This window comes from Komagataeibacter xylinus NBRC 15237 (assembly GCF_001571345.1).
In the GTDB taxonomy this organism is placed as follows: domain Bacteria; phylum Pseudomonadota; class Alphaproteobacteria; order Acetobacterales; family Acetobacteraceae; genus Komagataeibacter; species Komagataeibacter xylinus.
Genome location: NZ_BCTP01000012.1, coordinates 70,657 through 86,533, shown reverse-complemented (window position 1 = coordinate 86,533; position 15,877 = coordinate 70,657). Strand labels below are relative to the sequence as shown.

Genomic DNA, 15,877 nt, shown 5'->3' with positions numbered 1-15,877 from the left:
GGTATGAGGCCCCACACGTCTGGTGATCGCAGCAGCCCGCGCGGCATCGACAACCACACGATGGAGCTGCCGTGTGCTGATGGGCCTCATGGTGTCCTGCCCGGGAAAAAGCCAGCCACCGGAATGCATCACGCCCTGCTGGCGTCCGGCCTTCCACCACTCCCGCAGCAGGGGCAGAAGGTCTGCCGGAAGCATGGCGTTGCGATATCGTCCCCCTTTGCCCCGTTCGACCCTGAGCAGCATGCGCTCGCTGTCGATATCGCTGATCTTGAGAGCGGCGACCTCGGCCACCCGCAGGCCTGCCCCATAGGCGACCGACAGGGCGGCCTGATGCTTGAGGCATACGGTCGCGTTGAGCAACCGGGCAACTTCATCGCGGCTCAGCACGACGGGCAGGTTGCGGGGCTGCGCTACCCGGACCAACTTGCGTGCAAGGTCGGGGCGGTCGAGCGTCTGGGTGAAGAAAAACCGCAGCGCCGACACGATGGCGTTCATGGTCGGTGTCGGCATGCCAGCCGCGTTCTGCGCAATCTGGAACTGGCGCACATCCTCGACTGTTGCCGTGTGGGGTGAGCGGCCTAGAAACGTGGCGAAACGGCCGACATCGCGAAGGTAATTGCGCTGCGTCTCCCGGGAGAACCGCCGCACCGCCATGTCATCAAGCAGGCGCTGGCGAAGGGGACTGATTGCAGCAATGCACAGGGACTCTGTCATCATCCGGCTCCTTCTGGTGGGAAGAAGCCAGAGTGCTTGGCCCGATCAGGACAGTTCCAAATAAAACAGATCGCTCACGCCGTGGTGACAGGCCTGCACACCGCACCAATCCCGCGCAGCGGGTTCGTTCTACCCCTCCATTGCTGTCGTTAATTATTCACCGATCAGCGACCAGAAACCCAGCTTGCGCTTATGCTGCGCCTTCAAGCGGGTCATAAAAGCTTCATGGGTTTCCATGCCGTTTGTCGCTGTCAGCATTAGCGCGAGAAGTCGACAGGAGGCGAGATCCTTCGCTGCATAGGAATAATAACGAGAAAGCGCCTTATCCAGCACGGCCTCGACCAGTAGGCGATAAAGAAGCGTTGCCTCGTTGGGATACGATTCAGACAGACGATCGGCAGCCGGACGGAGTGTCCCGTAATCACGCCCGTCCAGTTCCGCCGTATGTTCCCGCACGAGATTGGCAGCGGCATCGAGCGCTGGCCATTCAAGAAGAGTGGAAAGGGCTACGCTCCTGACCGGGAAATTACGGATGTAATTGAGTGTCTGTTCTTCAGCATCAATCGCATCGTAATCGCTGAGATGGCGTTGGTATGCTTGCCAGTGCGGCAGGCTAAGGCGTTCCTGAAAGACTTTCCATCGCAGGGACTGGGCTGTGTCGCGGTCGCCCACGGCTTCGCACGCTTCGATCCGAAGATCGTCGTTTTCCGAGCGGGACCGGGACGTCTCCTCAGTCTCCCGGTCGAGCCATTCGAGCGCCTTACTGGCGCGCTCCTTGTCCAGCAGGCGGCGTGCAACATCGCCGATAGAGGCGGACTGGCGGTCACTCAGGCTGACTGCTTCGATATAGGCATCGACGTCACCCATCGCGTCGGCCAGATCCTTCAGGTGACCGAGGGTCTGAATGCGCCTAATGTCGGTACGATAGTCTCCCTTCGCCTTTGAGGCGGGAAGGTCGTGCAATCGTGCAAGAAGCGTGCTTCTGAGTATGGCCGCGCCCGCAGTCCCCAGTGCCTCGCCGCACGATGCGATTAGATGGTCACACGTGCCATACCCGTCGTTATCGAGAAGCGTGAGCAGATCCCTGACGGTGACAGCCGGATCCCGGCCAGCCTGTCGTCCCCAGAGGGTGCCAAGGTCGGAGGCCGCTTCGCGAAACACATCTGACAGGTAACCGGAACTGTCATCAGAGCGCTCATAAACGGAAGGAGTAAGTTCCACGAGAATACGCATCGCGGAAATGGCCTGTCCGACCTCCGTAGTCGCAACATCATCGAGAATGGATTGCCGTAGAGTGTCGAGTTCAGTCGCGAGGGGTTTGATCCGGTCCCAGGGCAGGAAACCACGGGAACACTGGATCGTTCGCAGCCTCTTTTCGATCTCCTTGCCAAGTTTGTCTTTCGCATGAGTGGCTGTCAGCGCCATGCGCAGCTTCCGGGTGAGCACGGCATCCTGTTCCGACAGCTCGACCAGAAGGTCTGCAAGCCGATCCGGACCAAGCGCTTTCAAATTCTCTTTCGTGACGGTCGTGCCGACTTTCGCGGATGCGGCGGATTTGCGGGTGGCAGGTTTTGTCGAAGGAGTGCGGGCCATGAATACAGATTATGACCGTGCCCCCAGGGGCGCAAGCAAATGCCGTCACCATGAAAAAGAGGAAAAAAGCTAATGGCTCCGCCCTCGCGCCGGAAACGGTGCGCGTCAGCGTGCTGACGCCGCCCGATGGGGTGTCCCCGATCTTCCTGCGCTGTGCTCCGTGCAGACCGGGTGATACCCCTCCCCATCGGTCGCCCTTGCCGTTGCTACCCCGCTGCTCGCCGCGAGGCAGAGGAACAGCGGGGGCTGTTCCTCGCGGAACAAAGGGCAAAGACCATGATCGGCAACACCAGCACGGCGACCGATTTCCGCAATATCATCGTCAACGGCGACAGCGTGCATCTCATGCGGTCACTTCCCCGCAACACGGTGGATTTCATCCTGACAGACCCGCCTTACCTTGTGAATTATCAGAGCAGGGACGGGCGAAAGGTTCGCAACGACAACAATGCGTGCTGGCTTCGGCCCGCTTTCAACCAGATGCACCGTGTCCTGAAATGGGGCGGGTTCGCTATCAGCTTTTATGGCTGGAACCGAATTGATTTATTCGCCGACGCATGGAAGGCGGCGGGATTCCGCATGGTCGGGCATATCGTCTTTCGCAAGTCGTATTCCTCATCTTCCCGGTTTCTTCGCTATGAACATGAAAGCGCCTATCTGCTGGCCAAGGGCAACGTGACACCGCCCGCAAAGCCCATCCCGGACGTGCTCGACATGCCCTATTAGGGCAATAAACTGCATCCTACCCAGAAGCCGGTGGCGGTAATCCTTCCCCTGGTGGAAGCCTTCTGTCCGGCCGGGGGCTGGTTCTGGACCCGTTCGCGGGTTCGGGTTTGAACTGCCCCGGGTTTACCGGAGAGCGATTTGTTTAGTAATCAGGCAGCGATATCAAGCCTGCTCTGATCTGCATAGAAAGCGCGTTCGGCTTCGGCGGGCGGCCTGTAGCCGATTGGCGCCAGCAGGCGTCGGTTATTGTACCAGTCCACCCATCTGAGGGTTTCCCATTCGACCTGCGCCATGGATTTCCATGGCCCCAGATGATGGATGACCTCGGCTTTGTATAAACCGTTGATGGTCTCAGCCAGTGCATTGTCGTAGCTGTCACCGACCGTGCCGACCGAGGCATCGATGTCAGCCAGTGCCAGGCGTTCGGTATATCGGATCGACAGGTATTGTGATCCACGGTCCGAATGATGGATCAGCGCTTTGTTTCCCGCGGGCTTTCGTTGCCAGATGGCCTGTTCAAGGGCATCTGGCACGAACTGGGTGGTCATGGAAGTCGAGACTTTCCAGCCCATGATCCTGCGGGCGAACACATCGATGACGAACGCCACATAGACCATGCCATTCCAGGTCTGGACATAGGTAAAGTCCGAGACCCAGAGCTGGTTGGGGCTCTCGGCCCGGAACTGCCGGTTGACCCTGTCATCGGGACAGGGGCGCGCCGTATCCGGACGGGTCGTGATGACCTTCCGGCCCCGGATTACACCCTTCAGACCCATCTGCCGCATCAGACGCTCAACAGTGCAGCGCGCAACCTGTCGTCCTTCACGCTGCAGGCTGTGCCAGACCTTGCGCGCACCATAAACAGCACGATTATCCTGCCAGATCCGGCGGATATGTTCCATCAGTTCCCTATCACGCAGGGCACGCGGGCTGGCCCTGCCCGGATCTCTTGCCATGGCCGCCTGCTGGTAAAACGTGGACGGGGCAATCGGCAGAACGCGACAGATTGGCTCGACCCCGTAATCGGAACGGCAGGTTTCAATAAACGCGATCATTTGCGAAACGGGCGGTCGAGCGCTACCTGAGCAAAATAAGCCGAGGCCTTCTTGAGGATCTCATTGGCCTGACGCAGTTCACGGACCTCACGCTCCAACGCCTTGATCCGTGCCGTCTCGGCCGTGGTCGGCCCCGGTTGCGCACCCGCGTCCCGCCGGGCCTGCTTCCACCAGTCGTGCAGGCTGTCGCCCGAGCAGCCCAGCTTGCCACCAATCTCGCGACAGGCTCGGGTCATCCGAGCGATGCTCGTCCAGAAGGCGCACGGCGCGCTCACGGAACTCAGGCGAATAACGCGATGTCTTCTTCTCTACCATAGGGCTCATCCTCCGAGAGTTTTACTCTCCGGTAAACCCGGGGCAGTTCACTCCTTATTAAGGGCCTTTTGACAATGCGGTCGATCCCCTGCATGCCTTGTTCTCATGGACCGGTATGCGGCGAGAGGACTGGCCCGGTCAGGTTGTCATCCGGGTCGGGGCCGTGGCTGTGGGGCGGCGGCACGTCACCTGTGGGGCGTGCGTTATGCAGGCCGGAATACTGTAGCGGGTCCACCGAGAACAGCGTGTCGGGCGCGGGCAGGCTTGCGGCATTCCATCCCCCGCCGCAGGCCCGGATCATGCCAACCTGCGCCTGCAGGTAACGGGTCTGGATTTCGGCCTGCTGGATGCGGGCATCAAGCGTGCTGACCTGCGCGATCAGCACATCGAGATAGGTGGCAAGACCGCCTTTATACAGGTTCATGGTGATGTCCTGCGTCTGGCTGGCAGCCCCTACGGCGGCACGCAGGCGGCCGTTTTCACCATCAAGCCGGTTGGTGCGCGACAGGCCATCCTCCACATCGCGAAAGGCGTTGAGAATGGTCACGCGGTAATGGTCGCGCGTTTCGCGGTAGGCGGACCAGCTCTGCTGCAACTGTGCGCGCCGTAGCCCGCCTTCAAACACCGGCATGGTCACGGTGGCGCCATACGACCACATGCTGTTGGCCAGATTGGCGAGGTTGAAGCCGTTATCATCAAACCCCCCGTTCATCTGGAAGGATACGTGTGGGTAGAACGCGGCGCGCGCAATGCCGATGGCCCGGTTGGCCTGCGCCATCTGGCGCTCGCTCATGGCAATGTCGGGCCTGCGCTGCAACAGGTCCGAGGGCAGGGGGGCGGACAGTGCGAAGCGGGTGGTATTGAGGTGGGCATCGGGCGCAATATGGAAGGATGAGGGCGCGACATTGACCAGAACCGCGACCGCATGCTCCATCACCTCGCGCTGGGCCTGAATGTCGAGCAGGCGGGCCTGCGTGGTGTAAAGCTGGTTCTGCGCACGCGCCACATCCAGCCGGGAGGCCGCCTGATCCATCAGCCGGGTCTGGGTCACGCGCAGGGATTCCTCATAATAGCGGATCGACTGCGTATAGATCGCCGCCTGCGCATCCAGCCCGCGCAGGGTAAAGTAATCGCTGGCCAGTTCGGCCTGCAGGCTCAGCCGTGCGGCGGCATATTGCGCGGCCTGCTCCTGGGCATAATCCTTTTGCAGGCGCACGCGGTTGCGGATGGAGGACCAGAAATCCGGCTCCCACGAGGCCATGCCACCATAGAATTCATCGGAATCCGTAATCGGCCCCTTGTAGCGGAACAGCCGCTCGGCCGAGCTTTTGTTGTTGCTGCCGCCAAAGGCCACGCCAAAATGCGGCAGCAGGTCGGCCCGTGCCTCGCTTACAATGGCGCGCGCCTGCAAAAAGCGCTCGCTGGCGGCCTGCAGGTCGCCGTTATGGGCCATGGCCGCCTCTTCCAGCGTATCCAGTTCGGGGTCGGCAAAACTCTGCCACCACTGCGCGGGAATGGTGTCATCCATCGGGTGGGCTACGCCAAACGGGGCCTGCCCCTGCCATGTGGCGGGAATGACGTAATGCGGCGCATGATAGGCGGGCGCAAGGTCGCACCCCGTCAGTGACAGCAGCGATATGGCGCAGGCAGCGCCCATGAACGTGGCGCGGTGAATGGTAGAGGCCATCATTCATCGTCCTTTTCATCGGTGTCGTTGCTGTATCCGGCAGCGGGCTGGACCACATGCACGCGCTCGCCTTCCAGAAGGTCGGCAGGCGGGTTGTCGATGATCCGGTCATCGGGGTTTATGCCCGAGAGGACCTGCGTTGCCCCATCGCCCATGCGGCCTACCGTTATGTCATGAAAATGTGCGCGCTCCTGCCCATCCACCACGGCGACCTGCATGCCGTGCTCCTGAAACACCAGCGCGCCGGTGGGAATGCTCTGGTGGGCCGCCTGTTCGGGCGCGCTCAGGGTCACGGCGGCGAAGGTGCCGGGCCACAGGGCGTGGTCGGAATTATCAATCACGAATTCACTCACGCTGGTGCGGGTATCGGGGTCGTAGCCGCCCGATACGGTCAGAAACTTCGCCTCGAACGTACGATCGGGGAACTGCGGCACCCGCACGTTGGCATGCAGGCCGGGCTGGAGGATGTAGGACATGTTCTCCGGTATCGAGACGAACAGCCGCATCTGGTGCGTATCGGCCACGCTGAACAGTTCGCTGGCCGCCCCCGTGGCGTTGAGGTTGCCGCCGCCTTCATGCACGTAGTCGCCCACGTTGATGTCGCGCTCCGTCACCACGCCATCAAAGGGGGCGACAATGACCTTGAAACGCTCGAGGGCGGCGTAGCGGTCAAGGTTGTGGCGCGCGGCCTCAAGGTCAGCCGAGGCCGATTTCTCGTTGGCATCCTGCACCGAGACCGACTGGCCCGATACCGCCTGTGATTTGCCCATCAGCCGCCAGCGCTGGGCCGTGACCACCGCAAGGTCGTATTTAGCCTGAGAGGACTGAAGGTCGGCCTGCGCCTGCGCAAACTGGGCATCAAGGCCGGGGGTGTTGATCTCGGCCAGCACGTCGCCTGCCGCCACGCGGGCGCCGTAGTCCTTGTACCACATATGCACGTAGCCCGAGGCCTGCGGGTAGATGGGGGCCTGGTACCACGCCTCGATCGTGCCGGGCAGGTCGAGGCTGACATGGCGGGCCTCCCTGCGTGGTGCGATGACCATGACATCAGGCACGGCAGCCTGTTCCGCATCATGGCGCAGGGCAGTGGCATGGTGGATGCGCCCGACCAGCAGGTAACCGCACCAGCCCACAAGGATCGTGGCGCCGGCCAGCATCAGCATCTTACGGGATTCCCGGGTGGACATCAGTTCAGTTCCTCGCGGTTGCGGGGGGCGCGGTTATGCAGGATTGCGTAAACACAGGGCACGAACAGGAGCGTGGACACGGTGGCCACCAGCAGCCCGCCAATCACGGCGCGGCCCAGCGGCGCGTTCTGCGAATTGCTCATGGCCATGGGTACCATGCCGATCACCATGGCGAGTGCCGTCATCAGCACGGGGCGGATGCGGCCATAGCCCGCCTCGAGTGCTGCGCGCAGCGCGTCGCCATGCTCCTCGATCCGCTCGCGGGCGAAGGACACCACAAGGATGGAATTGGCGGTGGCCGTGCCCATGCACATGATGGCTCCCGTCAATGCCGGGACAGACAGGCGCGTATGGGTCAGGAACAGCGCCCAGGCGATGCCTGCAAGGGCTGCGGGCAGGGCCGAGATGATGATGAATGGGTCCAGCCAGGACTGGAAGTTGACCACGATGAGCAGGTAGATCAGCAGCACCGACACCACCAGCCCGAACACAAGCTCGATATAGGCATGGCGCATGGTCTCGGTCTGGCCGCGCACCACCACGGCGGCGGTGGAGGGCACCTTGTCGCGCGTCTGGTCCAGCACATGCTGCACGCCGGTGGTGACCTGCCCCAGATCCGCTCCCTCGGCGGAAACATAGATGTCCACCTCAGGCATGGAATTGAAGTGCGAGACCTGCCCCGGCGTGCCGGTGGCGCTGACATCGCTGATGCCGCCAAGCAACTGCATGTGCCGCCCCTGCGGGTCACCATCGCCCTTGTCGACCGGAATGGTCATGAGGTTGTTGAAATGCGTCAGCTGGTCCTGCGAGACATAGACATTGAGCGGGAAGGTGATGCCCGTGGCCGGGTCGAGCCAGTATTGCGGGTCCACCGTCTGGCTGCCTGAAAGGGTCATGAGTTCGTTATTGGCAAGGTCGGCTTCCGTCATGCCGGTGGCCTGGCCGAAGGTGCGGTTGCCCTGCACGAACAGGGTCGGTGTCTTCATGGTCTGCTGGATCACGACATCGGCAGCACCCGGCACCCCGCGCAGCCGGTTTACGAGCAGGCGGGCGTAATCGTAATTATCGCGCAGGTCGGGGCCGGAAATCTGCACGTCGATGGGGGCAGGGGAGCCGAAATTCAGGATCTTTGCCGTAAGGTCGGCAGGCTGGAAGGTGAACACCGTGCCGGGAAAACGCGCCGAAAGGTCACGGCGCAGGATGGCGCGGTCATCCCACACCGGGGTTTCCTCATCCTTGAGCGCAATGGTGATGTCGCAGTCCTGCGTGCCGATGGTGGGCGTGGGGATGAAGGCCTGGTTATGCGCGCCTTCGGGCAGGCCGCAGTTCTCGATCATGCTTTCCACCTTGCCGGGGAACAGCGCGTTGACCCGGTCCTCCACCAGCGAGGCCTCGCGGCCCGCCACCTCGATGCGGGTGCCAAGGGGCGCACGCATGTGCATCTGCAGCGTGCCGGACTTTGTCTCGGGGAAGAAGTCGCGCCCCGCGATCAGGTACAGCCCCAGCGAGCAGACCGATACGCCAAGGAATATGGCCACGAACCGCCCCCGCCGCGCAATGGCGCGCTCGAGCAGCGCTCCGTAACGCTCACGGAAAGTGTTGAAGCCGCGCTCGAACGCCTGCTGGAAGCGCTCGGGCAGGCGTCTGGGGTATTGCAGGTTATGCACCTGCGGCTCGCAGTGATGGGAATCCCCATGCCCCGCCACGCTGTGGCCAGCCAGCAGGTATTTGGCCATGGTGGGCACCAGCGTGCGCGAGAGGATGAACGACGCAATCATGGCGAAGATGATGGCTTCCGCCATGGGCATGAACAGCCAGCCCGCCACCCCGCTCAGCCCGAACAGCGGCAGCCAGACGATGCAGATGCAGGTGGTGGCGACAAAGGTGGGGATGACGATCTGGTTGGCCGCATCAATGATGGCGGGTTCCAGCGTCTTGCCCATTTCAAGATGCGCGTCGATGTTCTCGATCATCACCGTGGCATCATCGACCAGAATGCCCACCGCCAGCGCCAGTCCGCCCAGCGTCATGACATTGATGGTCTGCCCCGCCCAGTGCAGGCCGATGATGGCGCACAATATGGCCAGCGGAATGGAGGTGGCGATGATGACGGTAGGCCGCCATGAGCCGAGGAACAGCAGCACCACCATGCCGGTCAGGAAGGCTGCGGTGAGCATCTCGCGCACCACATCGAAAATGGAATCCTTAACGAATACCGAGGCATCGCCCAGAATGCTCACCTTGACATCGGGCGGCAGCAGTTTCTGGATGCGTGGCAGGAGTGCCTTGGCACCTGCGACCACATCGAGCGTCGAGGCATCGCCACTTTTCATGACCACGATCTCGACACCCTGCTTGCCCTTGACCAGCACAAGGTTGGTCTGCGGGTGGCCGCCACGATAGACCTCGGCCACGTCATGCACATAGATCACGGCATTGCCCACGCGCTTGACCGGAATATCGCCCAGTTCCTTCATCGAGCGCGGAGTGGCGTTGGTCTGCACCATCCAGTCGGTGGCCGCGATTTTCTGGTCGCCCGCGGGCAGCACGATATTCTGCCCGCGCAGGGCGTTCTGCACATCCATGGCCGAGAGGTGATGCGCCTGAAGCTGCTGCTGGTTCAGCGCCACCATGACAAAACTGTCCATGCCGCCATAGGCCTGCGGCACCACTGCACCCGGCACGGTGACGAGCAGCGGCCGCACGCGGATCATCGCCAGCTTGAACAGGTCGGATGGCGTCTGTTTATCCGACGTGACCTGAAGCGTAAGCACCGGCACGGATGAGGCATCAAGGCTCATGACCATGGGGGAGGGGATGTTCTCGGGCAACTGCTTGATCACCGTCTGGGAAATAGCGGTGACTTCCGCTTCCGCCTTGCCAATATCGGTGCCGGGCTGGAAGTATATGTTGACGATGCCGCGCCCGTAATACGAACTGCTTTCCATATGCTCGATGCCCTCGACAGTCGAGGTTACCATCAGTTCGTAATTATAGATGATCCGGCCTGCGAATTCCTCAGGCAGCATGCCGCCATAGGTCCACACGACGGACACGACCGGAATGCGGATATTGGGGAACACATCCGTCGGCGTACGCCATACCGACATGATGCCAAAGACCACGATCAGGATCGAAAGCACCACAAAGGTATAGGGCCGACGCAGTGCAGTGACTACGATGGCATTCATGGGATGGGTAATTCCCTGTATCACGAAAAACCGCATAAGTGTCCGCATGCGGTTTTATTGCGTTTATGGCATTCCTGACTGGCATATGCGCCCGGACCGGGCGCATGACGGCTTCATGCAGCCCGCATCGGGGAGGTCTGTATGACATGATGGCGCAATATGCCCCGCCGGATCGCGCCAGCGGGCAGGCGCGGGTCAGGAATATTCAGGCAGCACAGGGGGCATGACGGGGACACTCCAGCAGGATGGGTGATGGACGGGCCCGCCTGAATCCGCGGGCTGTGCCTGAACGACAGATACAGCGTTTTTTTACAAAGTATGAACAGATAAGATTTAAAATAATTTTCATTACAACTCAGTATATTTTTTATTTTAAATATTTAATGAACTGATATTTACATTTATCTTTGAAATGAAATTAATTTTATTATGAAACTTTTATTGTATTGACGCGCAAGAGCATGCTGTCATGAAAACGCCGCTTGAAAAAAATGCGGCACCCCAAAATTCATGGGGCGGGCATAATTATGCCGATAGAGGCTTGATATATCCTATGAAATCACGGCGTCGTAACCGGTTATCTGTAGGCATCCAAAAAATGGCTTCTGGAGCACTTTGTTGCGGGTCCGCCCGAACGGAGTGCCGCCAAACTTGTGGGTGTCAATCGTAATACCGCGACCCTGCATTACCGCAAGCTGCGCGAGATCATTACTTTGTAAGTCTAGAACCTGTTGGGCTTTGAATGACAGAACGGGCTGCATAGCTGTTTATGATGAGCATGATGTAGTCTGTTTTTTCCGATACCGCATGGTCCGTCTGGGAGCCTTTGATCGAGGAGGTCCGCCCGAAGGGCAAGACCCCGCCGAAGAACCTTCGACGGACGATCTCCGCGATTTTCTGGCGCCATCAGAACGGCGCGAAGTGGCGCGCCCTGCCATCTGAGTTTGGTCCCTGGTGGATTGCCGCACAACTGTTCATTCGCTGGTCGAAGCTTGGGGTGTGGGAGCGCCTCTTTGAAAAGGTCAAAGACAGGGATCAGGCTCTCGACATGGTCGTTCTCGATGGCACGACGATCCGTGCCCATCACAAGGCGGCCGGGACCGCCAAAAAAGGGGATACAGTGAACGCCGCAGAGATTGTGAGGCGCCTGGCCGCTCACGTGGGGGTTTTGGCACCAGGGTCTGCGTAGCCGCAGACGGCCATGGCAGGGCAATGTCCTTCACGCTGTCACCCGGACAGGCGCACGAACTGCCATCCGCTTATGCCCTGCGCGACGAGCGGCCACACCCACCGACCTATGTCGTCTGCGATCGTGGGTATGCCTCACATAAATTTCGTGAAGATCTTTGAAACCGTGGATCTCGTCCTGTCATCCTCATCGCGGCTACAGCAGACTATATCAAGGCCTAACAAGCCCTAGCAGCTCCATGCGGATCACGCTTCAAACCCCCGGCGATACTGCCGGGGGAGTGTGGAGGCTTGGGTCGGTGCTCAGTAAAATCAATTCCCGTCGCCATAAAGGCGCGTCAGACCGGATTTTGAAAAAAATCTGGGGAAATGGCGCGTTTCAGGGCGGTAAAATAAGAGTCTCTGAATTGTCTGCTCATGGGTGCGTCGGGAATGAACACGTCAAAGACATGATAGGCACCGGGAACGACACAGACCTCTGTCGGCACGCCAGCGGCCATCAGGCGCCGGGCATATTCCAGATCCTCGTCCAAAAACAGGTCCAGGGACCCTACGCCGATATAGGCAGGCGGCAGGCCTGTCAGGTCCATTGCACGAAAGGCCGCGGCATATTCTGAAATGCCTGCGCTTCCGGGCGTTTTACCAAGATAGGCGTTCCATGCGTAATGATTGGCGGAACGCGTCCAGATATATTCGCCCAGGACAGGCGATGGCATGAGTGTTGTTCCGGTCCGGTCATCGAGCATGGGATAAATCAGCAGTTGGAAAAGGACTTTGATTTCCGCCCGATCGCGTGCCAGCAGGGCAAGGCAGGCTGTCAGGCCGCCGCCCGCGCTATCTCCTCCAATAATCAGGCGGTTCCGGTCAATTCCAAGGTCGGTCGCATGATCATGTGCCCATTTCAGGGCGGCATAACAATCCTCGATTGCCGCAGGGTAGGGGGCTTCTGGCGCCAGACGGTAATCAACCGAGAAAATGACCAGCCCCAGTTCGCTGGCCATCTGCCGGCAGCGTGCATCATCGACTTCCGGTGTGCCGCTGACGATCCCGCCACTATGGATATAGACCAGAGCAGGGGCATTCGGGTGAGGGGCCATGGGTCTGTAGGTTACAACCGGAACGGCCGGCGCGCCCATCGGCCCGGGCACGTGGCCTTCCTCAACCCTGACGTCAGGATATTCGGTAACCTTGACGCTGCGGATGGCTGAAATGAATGCCTTGCGGGTCTGGTCCAGGGTCTCATCTGCAAGACCATCAAAGGAGGGCAGGACTTTCAGGGTCGCGCGAAATTCCGGGGCGACGGGATTGTGAGGCATGACAGGTTCTCCACATTATCTTTTCCTTACGATAGAAGGCATCGGATCAGCAGCATCATCACGTCCAACTGATTGAACAGAAAGTGTTATTCAGGGCATTCAGGCTTATGAATCCGGGAGCGGTGCATGCAGGCGCATTGTTTCATGATACAATATGCTTGTATGCGTTTTTTGTATTTATTTTTATTCACCTATATTTTATCTCATTAATCAATTAAGGTGTCTGAAATCATATATGCTAAGCACCCATCGTCACGATCACATGTAAATACCAAGCATAGGACAAATAAAATGCCTATTGATCAGATGCGCAAGAACATGTCGGAAAATGCGGGCTTCATCGCGGCCCTTGACCAGAGTGGAGGGTCCACGCCGGGCGCGCTGCGGCATTACGGCATACCCGATAGTGCCTACAGCACCGATGACCAGATGTTTGCCCTGATGCATGAAATGCGGGTCCGGGTCATTACCGCCCCGACCTTTACGGGCAGGAAGATCCTCGCCGCCATCCTGTTCGAGCAGACCATGAACGGACTGGTCAACGACACGCCCGTCCCCACCTATCTGTGGCAGGAAAAGGGGGTTGTCCCGTTCCTGAAGGTAGACAAGGGGCTGGAGGCCGAAGCCGGCGGCGTGCAGATGATGAAGCCCATTCCCACCCTTGAAGCCATGCTGGATCAGGCGGTCAGCAAGGGCATTTACGGCACGAAAGCGCGCTCGGTCATCCGCCTGGCCGAACGCGAGGGCGTCGCTGCTATCGTAAAGCAGCAGTTCACCCTGGCCGAACAGATTGCAGCGCGCGGTCTTGTGCCCATCATGGAGCCTGAGGTCCTGATCAAAAGCCCGGACAAAGCAGGGGCGGAAGCCCTGCTGCATGATGAACTGCACCGTGGGCTGGATGCGCTGCCGGGTGACTATCAGGTCATGATCAAGGTCTCGATCCCTGAAAAGGCTGATCTTTATCTTGACCTGATCAAGCACCCGCGCGTGCAGCGCGTGGTGGCGCTGTCCGGTGGGTATCCGCGTGATGAGGCCTGCCAGCTTCTGGCGGCCAACCACGGCATGATCGCCAGCTTCTCGCGCGCGCTGCTTGAAGACCTGCGCTACACCATGACGGATGCGGATTTTGATGCGGCCCTTGCAAAATCCATCGACCAGATCTTCAAGGCTTCGACGCAAAAGGTCTGATACCCGTCCTTTTTGATCTCAGACAGAAAACGGTTTCCGGTTTATTCCGGAAGCCGTTTTTTTGTCCGCCCGCCGTCCGTTTCAGGCAGATGGACGTGTGGATATTTTTGCGTCCTGCGGCATGGAGCGCGCGCCAAGGTCGCGCAGGGGCCAGCCGGCAAGCAGGTGCGATTCAATATTTTCCAGCGAAACCCCTTTTGTTTCCGGCACATAAAACAGCGTGATGGCGATAAACAGGGCATTCATGCCAGCAAACAGCCAGAAGGTATGGGCTTCGCCCAATGTGTCGAGCACGCTGAGGAATGTATTGCTGACCGCCCAGTTGGTCGCCCAGTTGGTAAAGGTGGAGCAGACAATGCCAAAGTCACGACCGCGGAGGGGCTGGATTTCAGCGCACAATGTCCAGACCAGTGGCCCGGCCCCAATGGCGAACCCCAGCACAAACACCAGCAGTGACCCGACCATGGCGATCTGGGCTGTGGTGTCATGGCCACCATATTCAACCAGGCCACCTGCCAGCAGCATGCTGCCTGTCATGATGGCGCAGCTGAGCAGCAGCAGCGGCCGGCGGCCCCAGCGGTCAACGGTCACGATTGCGACGCATGTGGCGACGAGGTTGATCAGACCGATCAGCGCCGTGGCCCAGCCTGCGGCGGATGCGCCGAAATCGGCGGCCTGAAAGACTTTGGGCGCGTAATACATCAGCACATTGATGCCGGTCAGCTGCTGCATGATCTGCAACACGATGCCCAACCCGACCGAGCGGCGGAAGTTGGCGTTGTTGCGGAAAAACGAAAACCCTTCCGACCGGCCTCGGGTCAGTTCCGTGGCAATATCGGATATTTCCTGGTCCGCCTGCTGCGGGCTTGGCCGCAGGTAGCGCATCACCGTGCGGGCACGCAGTTTTTCCCCGCGCATCATGAGCCAGCGCGGGCTGTCCGGCAGGAACAGGCAGCCGATGAGGAAGACGGTCGCGGGCACTGTCATGAGTCCCAGCATCCACCGCCAGTGCGCGCCATTCGCCAGCACCCCATCCGTCACGTAGGACAGGAAGATGCCGCCCGTCATCATCAACTGGTAACACGCGATCATCGACCCACGCTGCGCCACCGCCGAAACTTCGGATATGTAGAGCGGCGCCGTAAAGGCCGCGATCCCCACCGCGAAGCCCAGGAAAATCCGACCGATGATGAGCACCGTGACGGATGGGGCCAATGCGCTGATCAGGGAGCCAAGCAGAAAAAGAATGGACGACCCCAGCAGCGCACGCCTGCGGCCAAAACGGAACGAGATTGTCCCGGCAATCAGTGACCCCACGGCCGCCGCCGCCATCATGGAGGAGACAATCCATTCCTGCATGCGTGGCGATGCATCAAAATCCGTGCCAATAAAGCGCAGCGCGCCCGCAATCACTCCGGTATCCAGCCCGAACATGAGGCCGGCAAGGGCCGCCAGCACCCCCACCACAATGGCATGTCCCGTCGTTGGCGTGGCAGGAGAGGTGGCCTGCCCCTGTGGACTGGCATGTGTCATGGCGCGGGAAACCAGATCGTCTTCGGGCATGCGTGACACCTTTTCTTGTTATTTATTGGGATGCGGCTGTTCCGCTACATGATGAATGGGAAAGGTCCGGCCCGGCCAGCGTGAACGGCCGGGTCATTACAGACGCTGACATGCATGCATCAATGCATGGATTGCCCCCTGCTGAACAACAGAT

General features: G+C 60.0%; 8 protein-coding genes, 3 pseudogenes and 1 other annotated feature. Of the genes and pseudogenes, 3 read left to right on the top strand and 8 right to left on the bottom strand.

Annotated elements, in window-relative coordinates; genetic code table 11:
• Both GXY01S_RS07205 and GXY01S_RS07200 read right to left on the bottom strand, forming a co-directional pair.
• Positions 1-717: tyrosine-type recombinase/integrase (locus tag GXY01S_RS07205; protein ID WP_061273570.1), on the bottom strand; the 717-nt coding region annotated here is incomplete at its 3' end.
• 150 nt (positions 718-867) lie between these two features.
• Positions 868-2,307, bottom strand: coding sequence for a DUF6880 family protein (locus GXY01S_RS07200; RefSeq protein WP_061273568.1), 1,440 nt, complete (start codon positions 2,305-2,307; stop codon positions 868-870).
• Positions 2,308-2,583: 276 nt separating this feature from the next.
• Here GXY01S_RS07200 and GXY01S_RS07195 point away from each other — a divergent pair.
• A pseudogene (locus GXY01S_RS07195) lies at positions 2,584-3,140 on the top strand (DNA methyltransferase); the annotation flags it as partial.
• Between the two features lie 42 nt (positions 3,141-3,182).
• On the opposite strand, the pseudogene GXY01S_RS07190 reads toward GXY01S_RS07195, so the two are convergent.
• From GXY01S_RS07190 to GXY01S_RS07170, 4 genes and pseudogenes are all read right to left on the bottom strand, one after another.
• Positions 3,183-4,403: pseudogene (locus GXY01S_RS07190) on the bottom strand (IS3 family transposase).
• Positions 4,014-4,130 (bottom strand) — a sequence feature (AL1L pseudoknot). Its footprint overlaps the pseudogene before it by 117 nt.
• Before the next feature lie 103 nt (positions 4,404-4,506).
• Positions 4,507-6,093 carry an efflux transporter outer membrane subunit gene (locus tag GXY01S_RS07180; protein WP_061273563.1) on the bottom strand — a complete coding sequence of 529 codons (1,587 nt, stop codon included), beginning with the start codon at positions 6,091-6,093 and terminating at the stop codon, positions 4,507-4,509.
• Positions 6,090-7,277, bottom strand: coding sequence for an efflux RND transporter periplasmic adaptor subunit (locus GXY01S_RS07175; protein WP_061273561.1), 1,188 nt, complete (start codon positions 7,275-7,277; stop codon positions 6,090-6,092). Before GXY01S_RS07175 ends, GXY01S_RS07180 begins: the two co-directional genes overlap by 4 nt.
• The gene (locus tag GXY01S_RS07170; protein WP_061273588.1) at positions 7,277-10,468 is read right to left on the bottom strand and encodes an efflux RND transporter permease subunit; all 3,192 of its coding nucleotides are present in this window, start codon (positions 10,466-10,468) and stop codon (positions 7,277-7,279) included. Before GXY01S_RS07170 ends, GXY01S_RS07175 begins: the two co-directional genes overlap by 1 nt.
• A gap of 826 nt (positions 10,469-11,294) precedes the next feature.
• Between GXY01S_RS07170 and GXY01S_RS07160 the strand changes: the two are divergent.
• Positions 11,295-11,815: pseudogene (locus GXY01S_RS07160) on the top strand (IS5 family transposase); the annotation flags it as partial.
• Between the two features lie 179 nt (positions 11,816-11,994).
• Here GXY01S_RS07160 and GXY01S_RS07155 read toward each other — a convergent pair.
• Positions 11,995-12,972, bottom strand: a complete 978-nt coding sequence (locus GXY01S_RS07155; protein ID WP_061273557.1) for an alpha/beta hydrolase — start codon at positions 12,970-12,972, stop codon at positions 11,995-11,997.
• Between the two features lie 291 nt (positions 12,973-13,263).
• Between GXY01S_RS07155 and GXY01S_RS07150 the strand changes: the two genes are divergently transcribed.
• Positions 13,264-14,160 carry a fructose bisphosphate aldolase gene (locus GXY01S_RS07150; protein ID WP_061273556.1) on the top strand — a complete coding sequence of 299 codons (897 nt, stop codon included), beginning with the start codon at positions 13,264-13,266 and terminating at the stop codon, positions 14,158-14,160.
• A gap of 81 nt (positions 14,161-14,241) precedes the next feature.
• Here the strand turns inward: GXY01S_RS07150 and GXY01S_RS07145 are convergent, their stop codons facing one another.
• Positions 14,242-15,723 carry a sugar porter family MFS transporter gene (locus tag GXY01S_RS07145; protein WP_061273555.1) on the bottom strand — a complete coding sequence of 494 codons (1,482 nt, stop codon included), beginning with the start codon at positions 15,721-15,723 and terminating at the stop codon, positions 14,242-14,244.
• Positions 15,724-15,877: the final 154 nt, after the last annotated feature.

Excerpts from the sequence above, each read along its gene's own strand:
- GXY01S_RS07200 (WP_061273568.1), bottom strand. The coding sequence starts at position 2,307 with ATGGCCCGCACTCCTTCGACAAAACCTGCCACCCGCAAATCCGCCGCA.
- GXY01S_RS07180 (WP_061273563.1), bottom strand. The coding sequence starts at position 6,093 with ATGATGGCCTCTACCATTCACCGCGCCACGTTCATGGGCGCTGCCTGC.
- GXY01S_RS07175 (WP_061273561.1), bottom strand. The coding sequence starts at position 7,277 with ATGTCCACCCGGGAATCCCGTAAGATGCTGATGCTGGCCGGCGCCACG.
- GXY01S_RS07170 (WP_061273588.1), bottom strand. The coding sequence starts at position 10,468 with ATGAATGCCATCGTAGTCACTGCACTGCGTCGGCCCTATACCTTTGTG.
- GXY01S_RS07155 (WP_061273557.1), bottom strand. The coding sequence starts at position 12,972 with ATGCCTCACAATCCCGTCGCCCCGGAATTTCGCGCGACCCTGAAAGTC.
- GXY01S_RS07150 (WP_061273556.1), top strand. The coding sequence starts at position 13,264 with ATGCCTATTGATCAGATGCGCAAGAACATGTCGGAAAATGCGGGCTTC.
- GXY01S_RS07145 (WP_061273555.1), bottom strand. The coding sequence starts at position 15,723 with ATGCCCGAAGACGATCTGGTTTCCCGCGCCATGACACATGCCAGTCCA.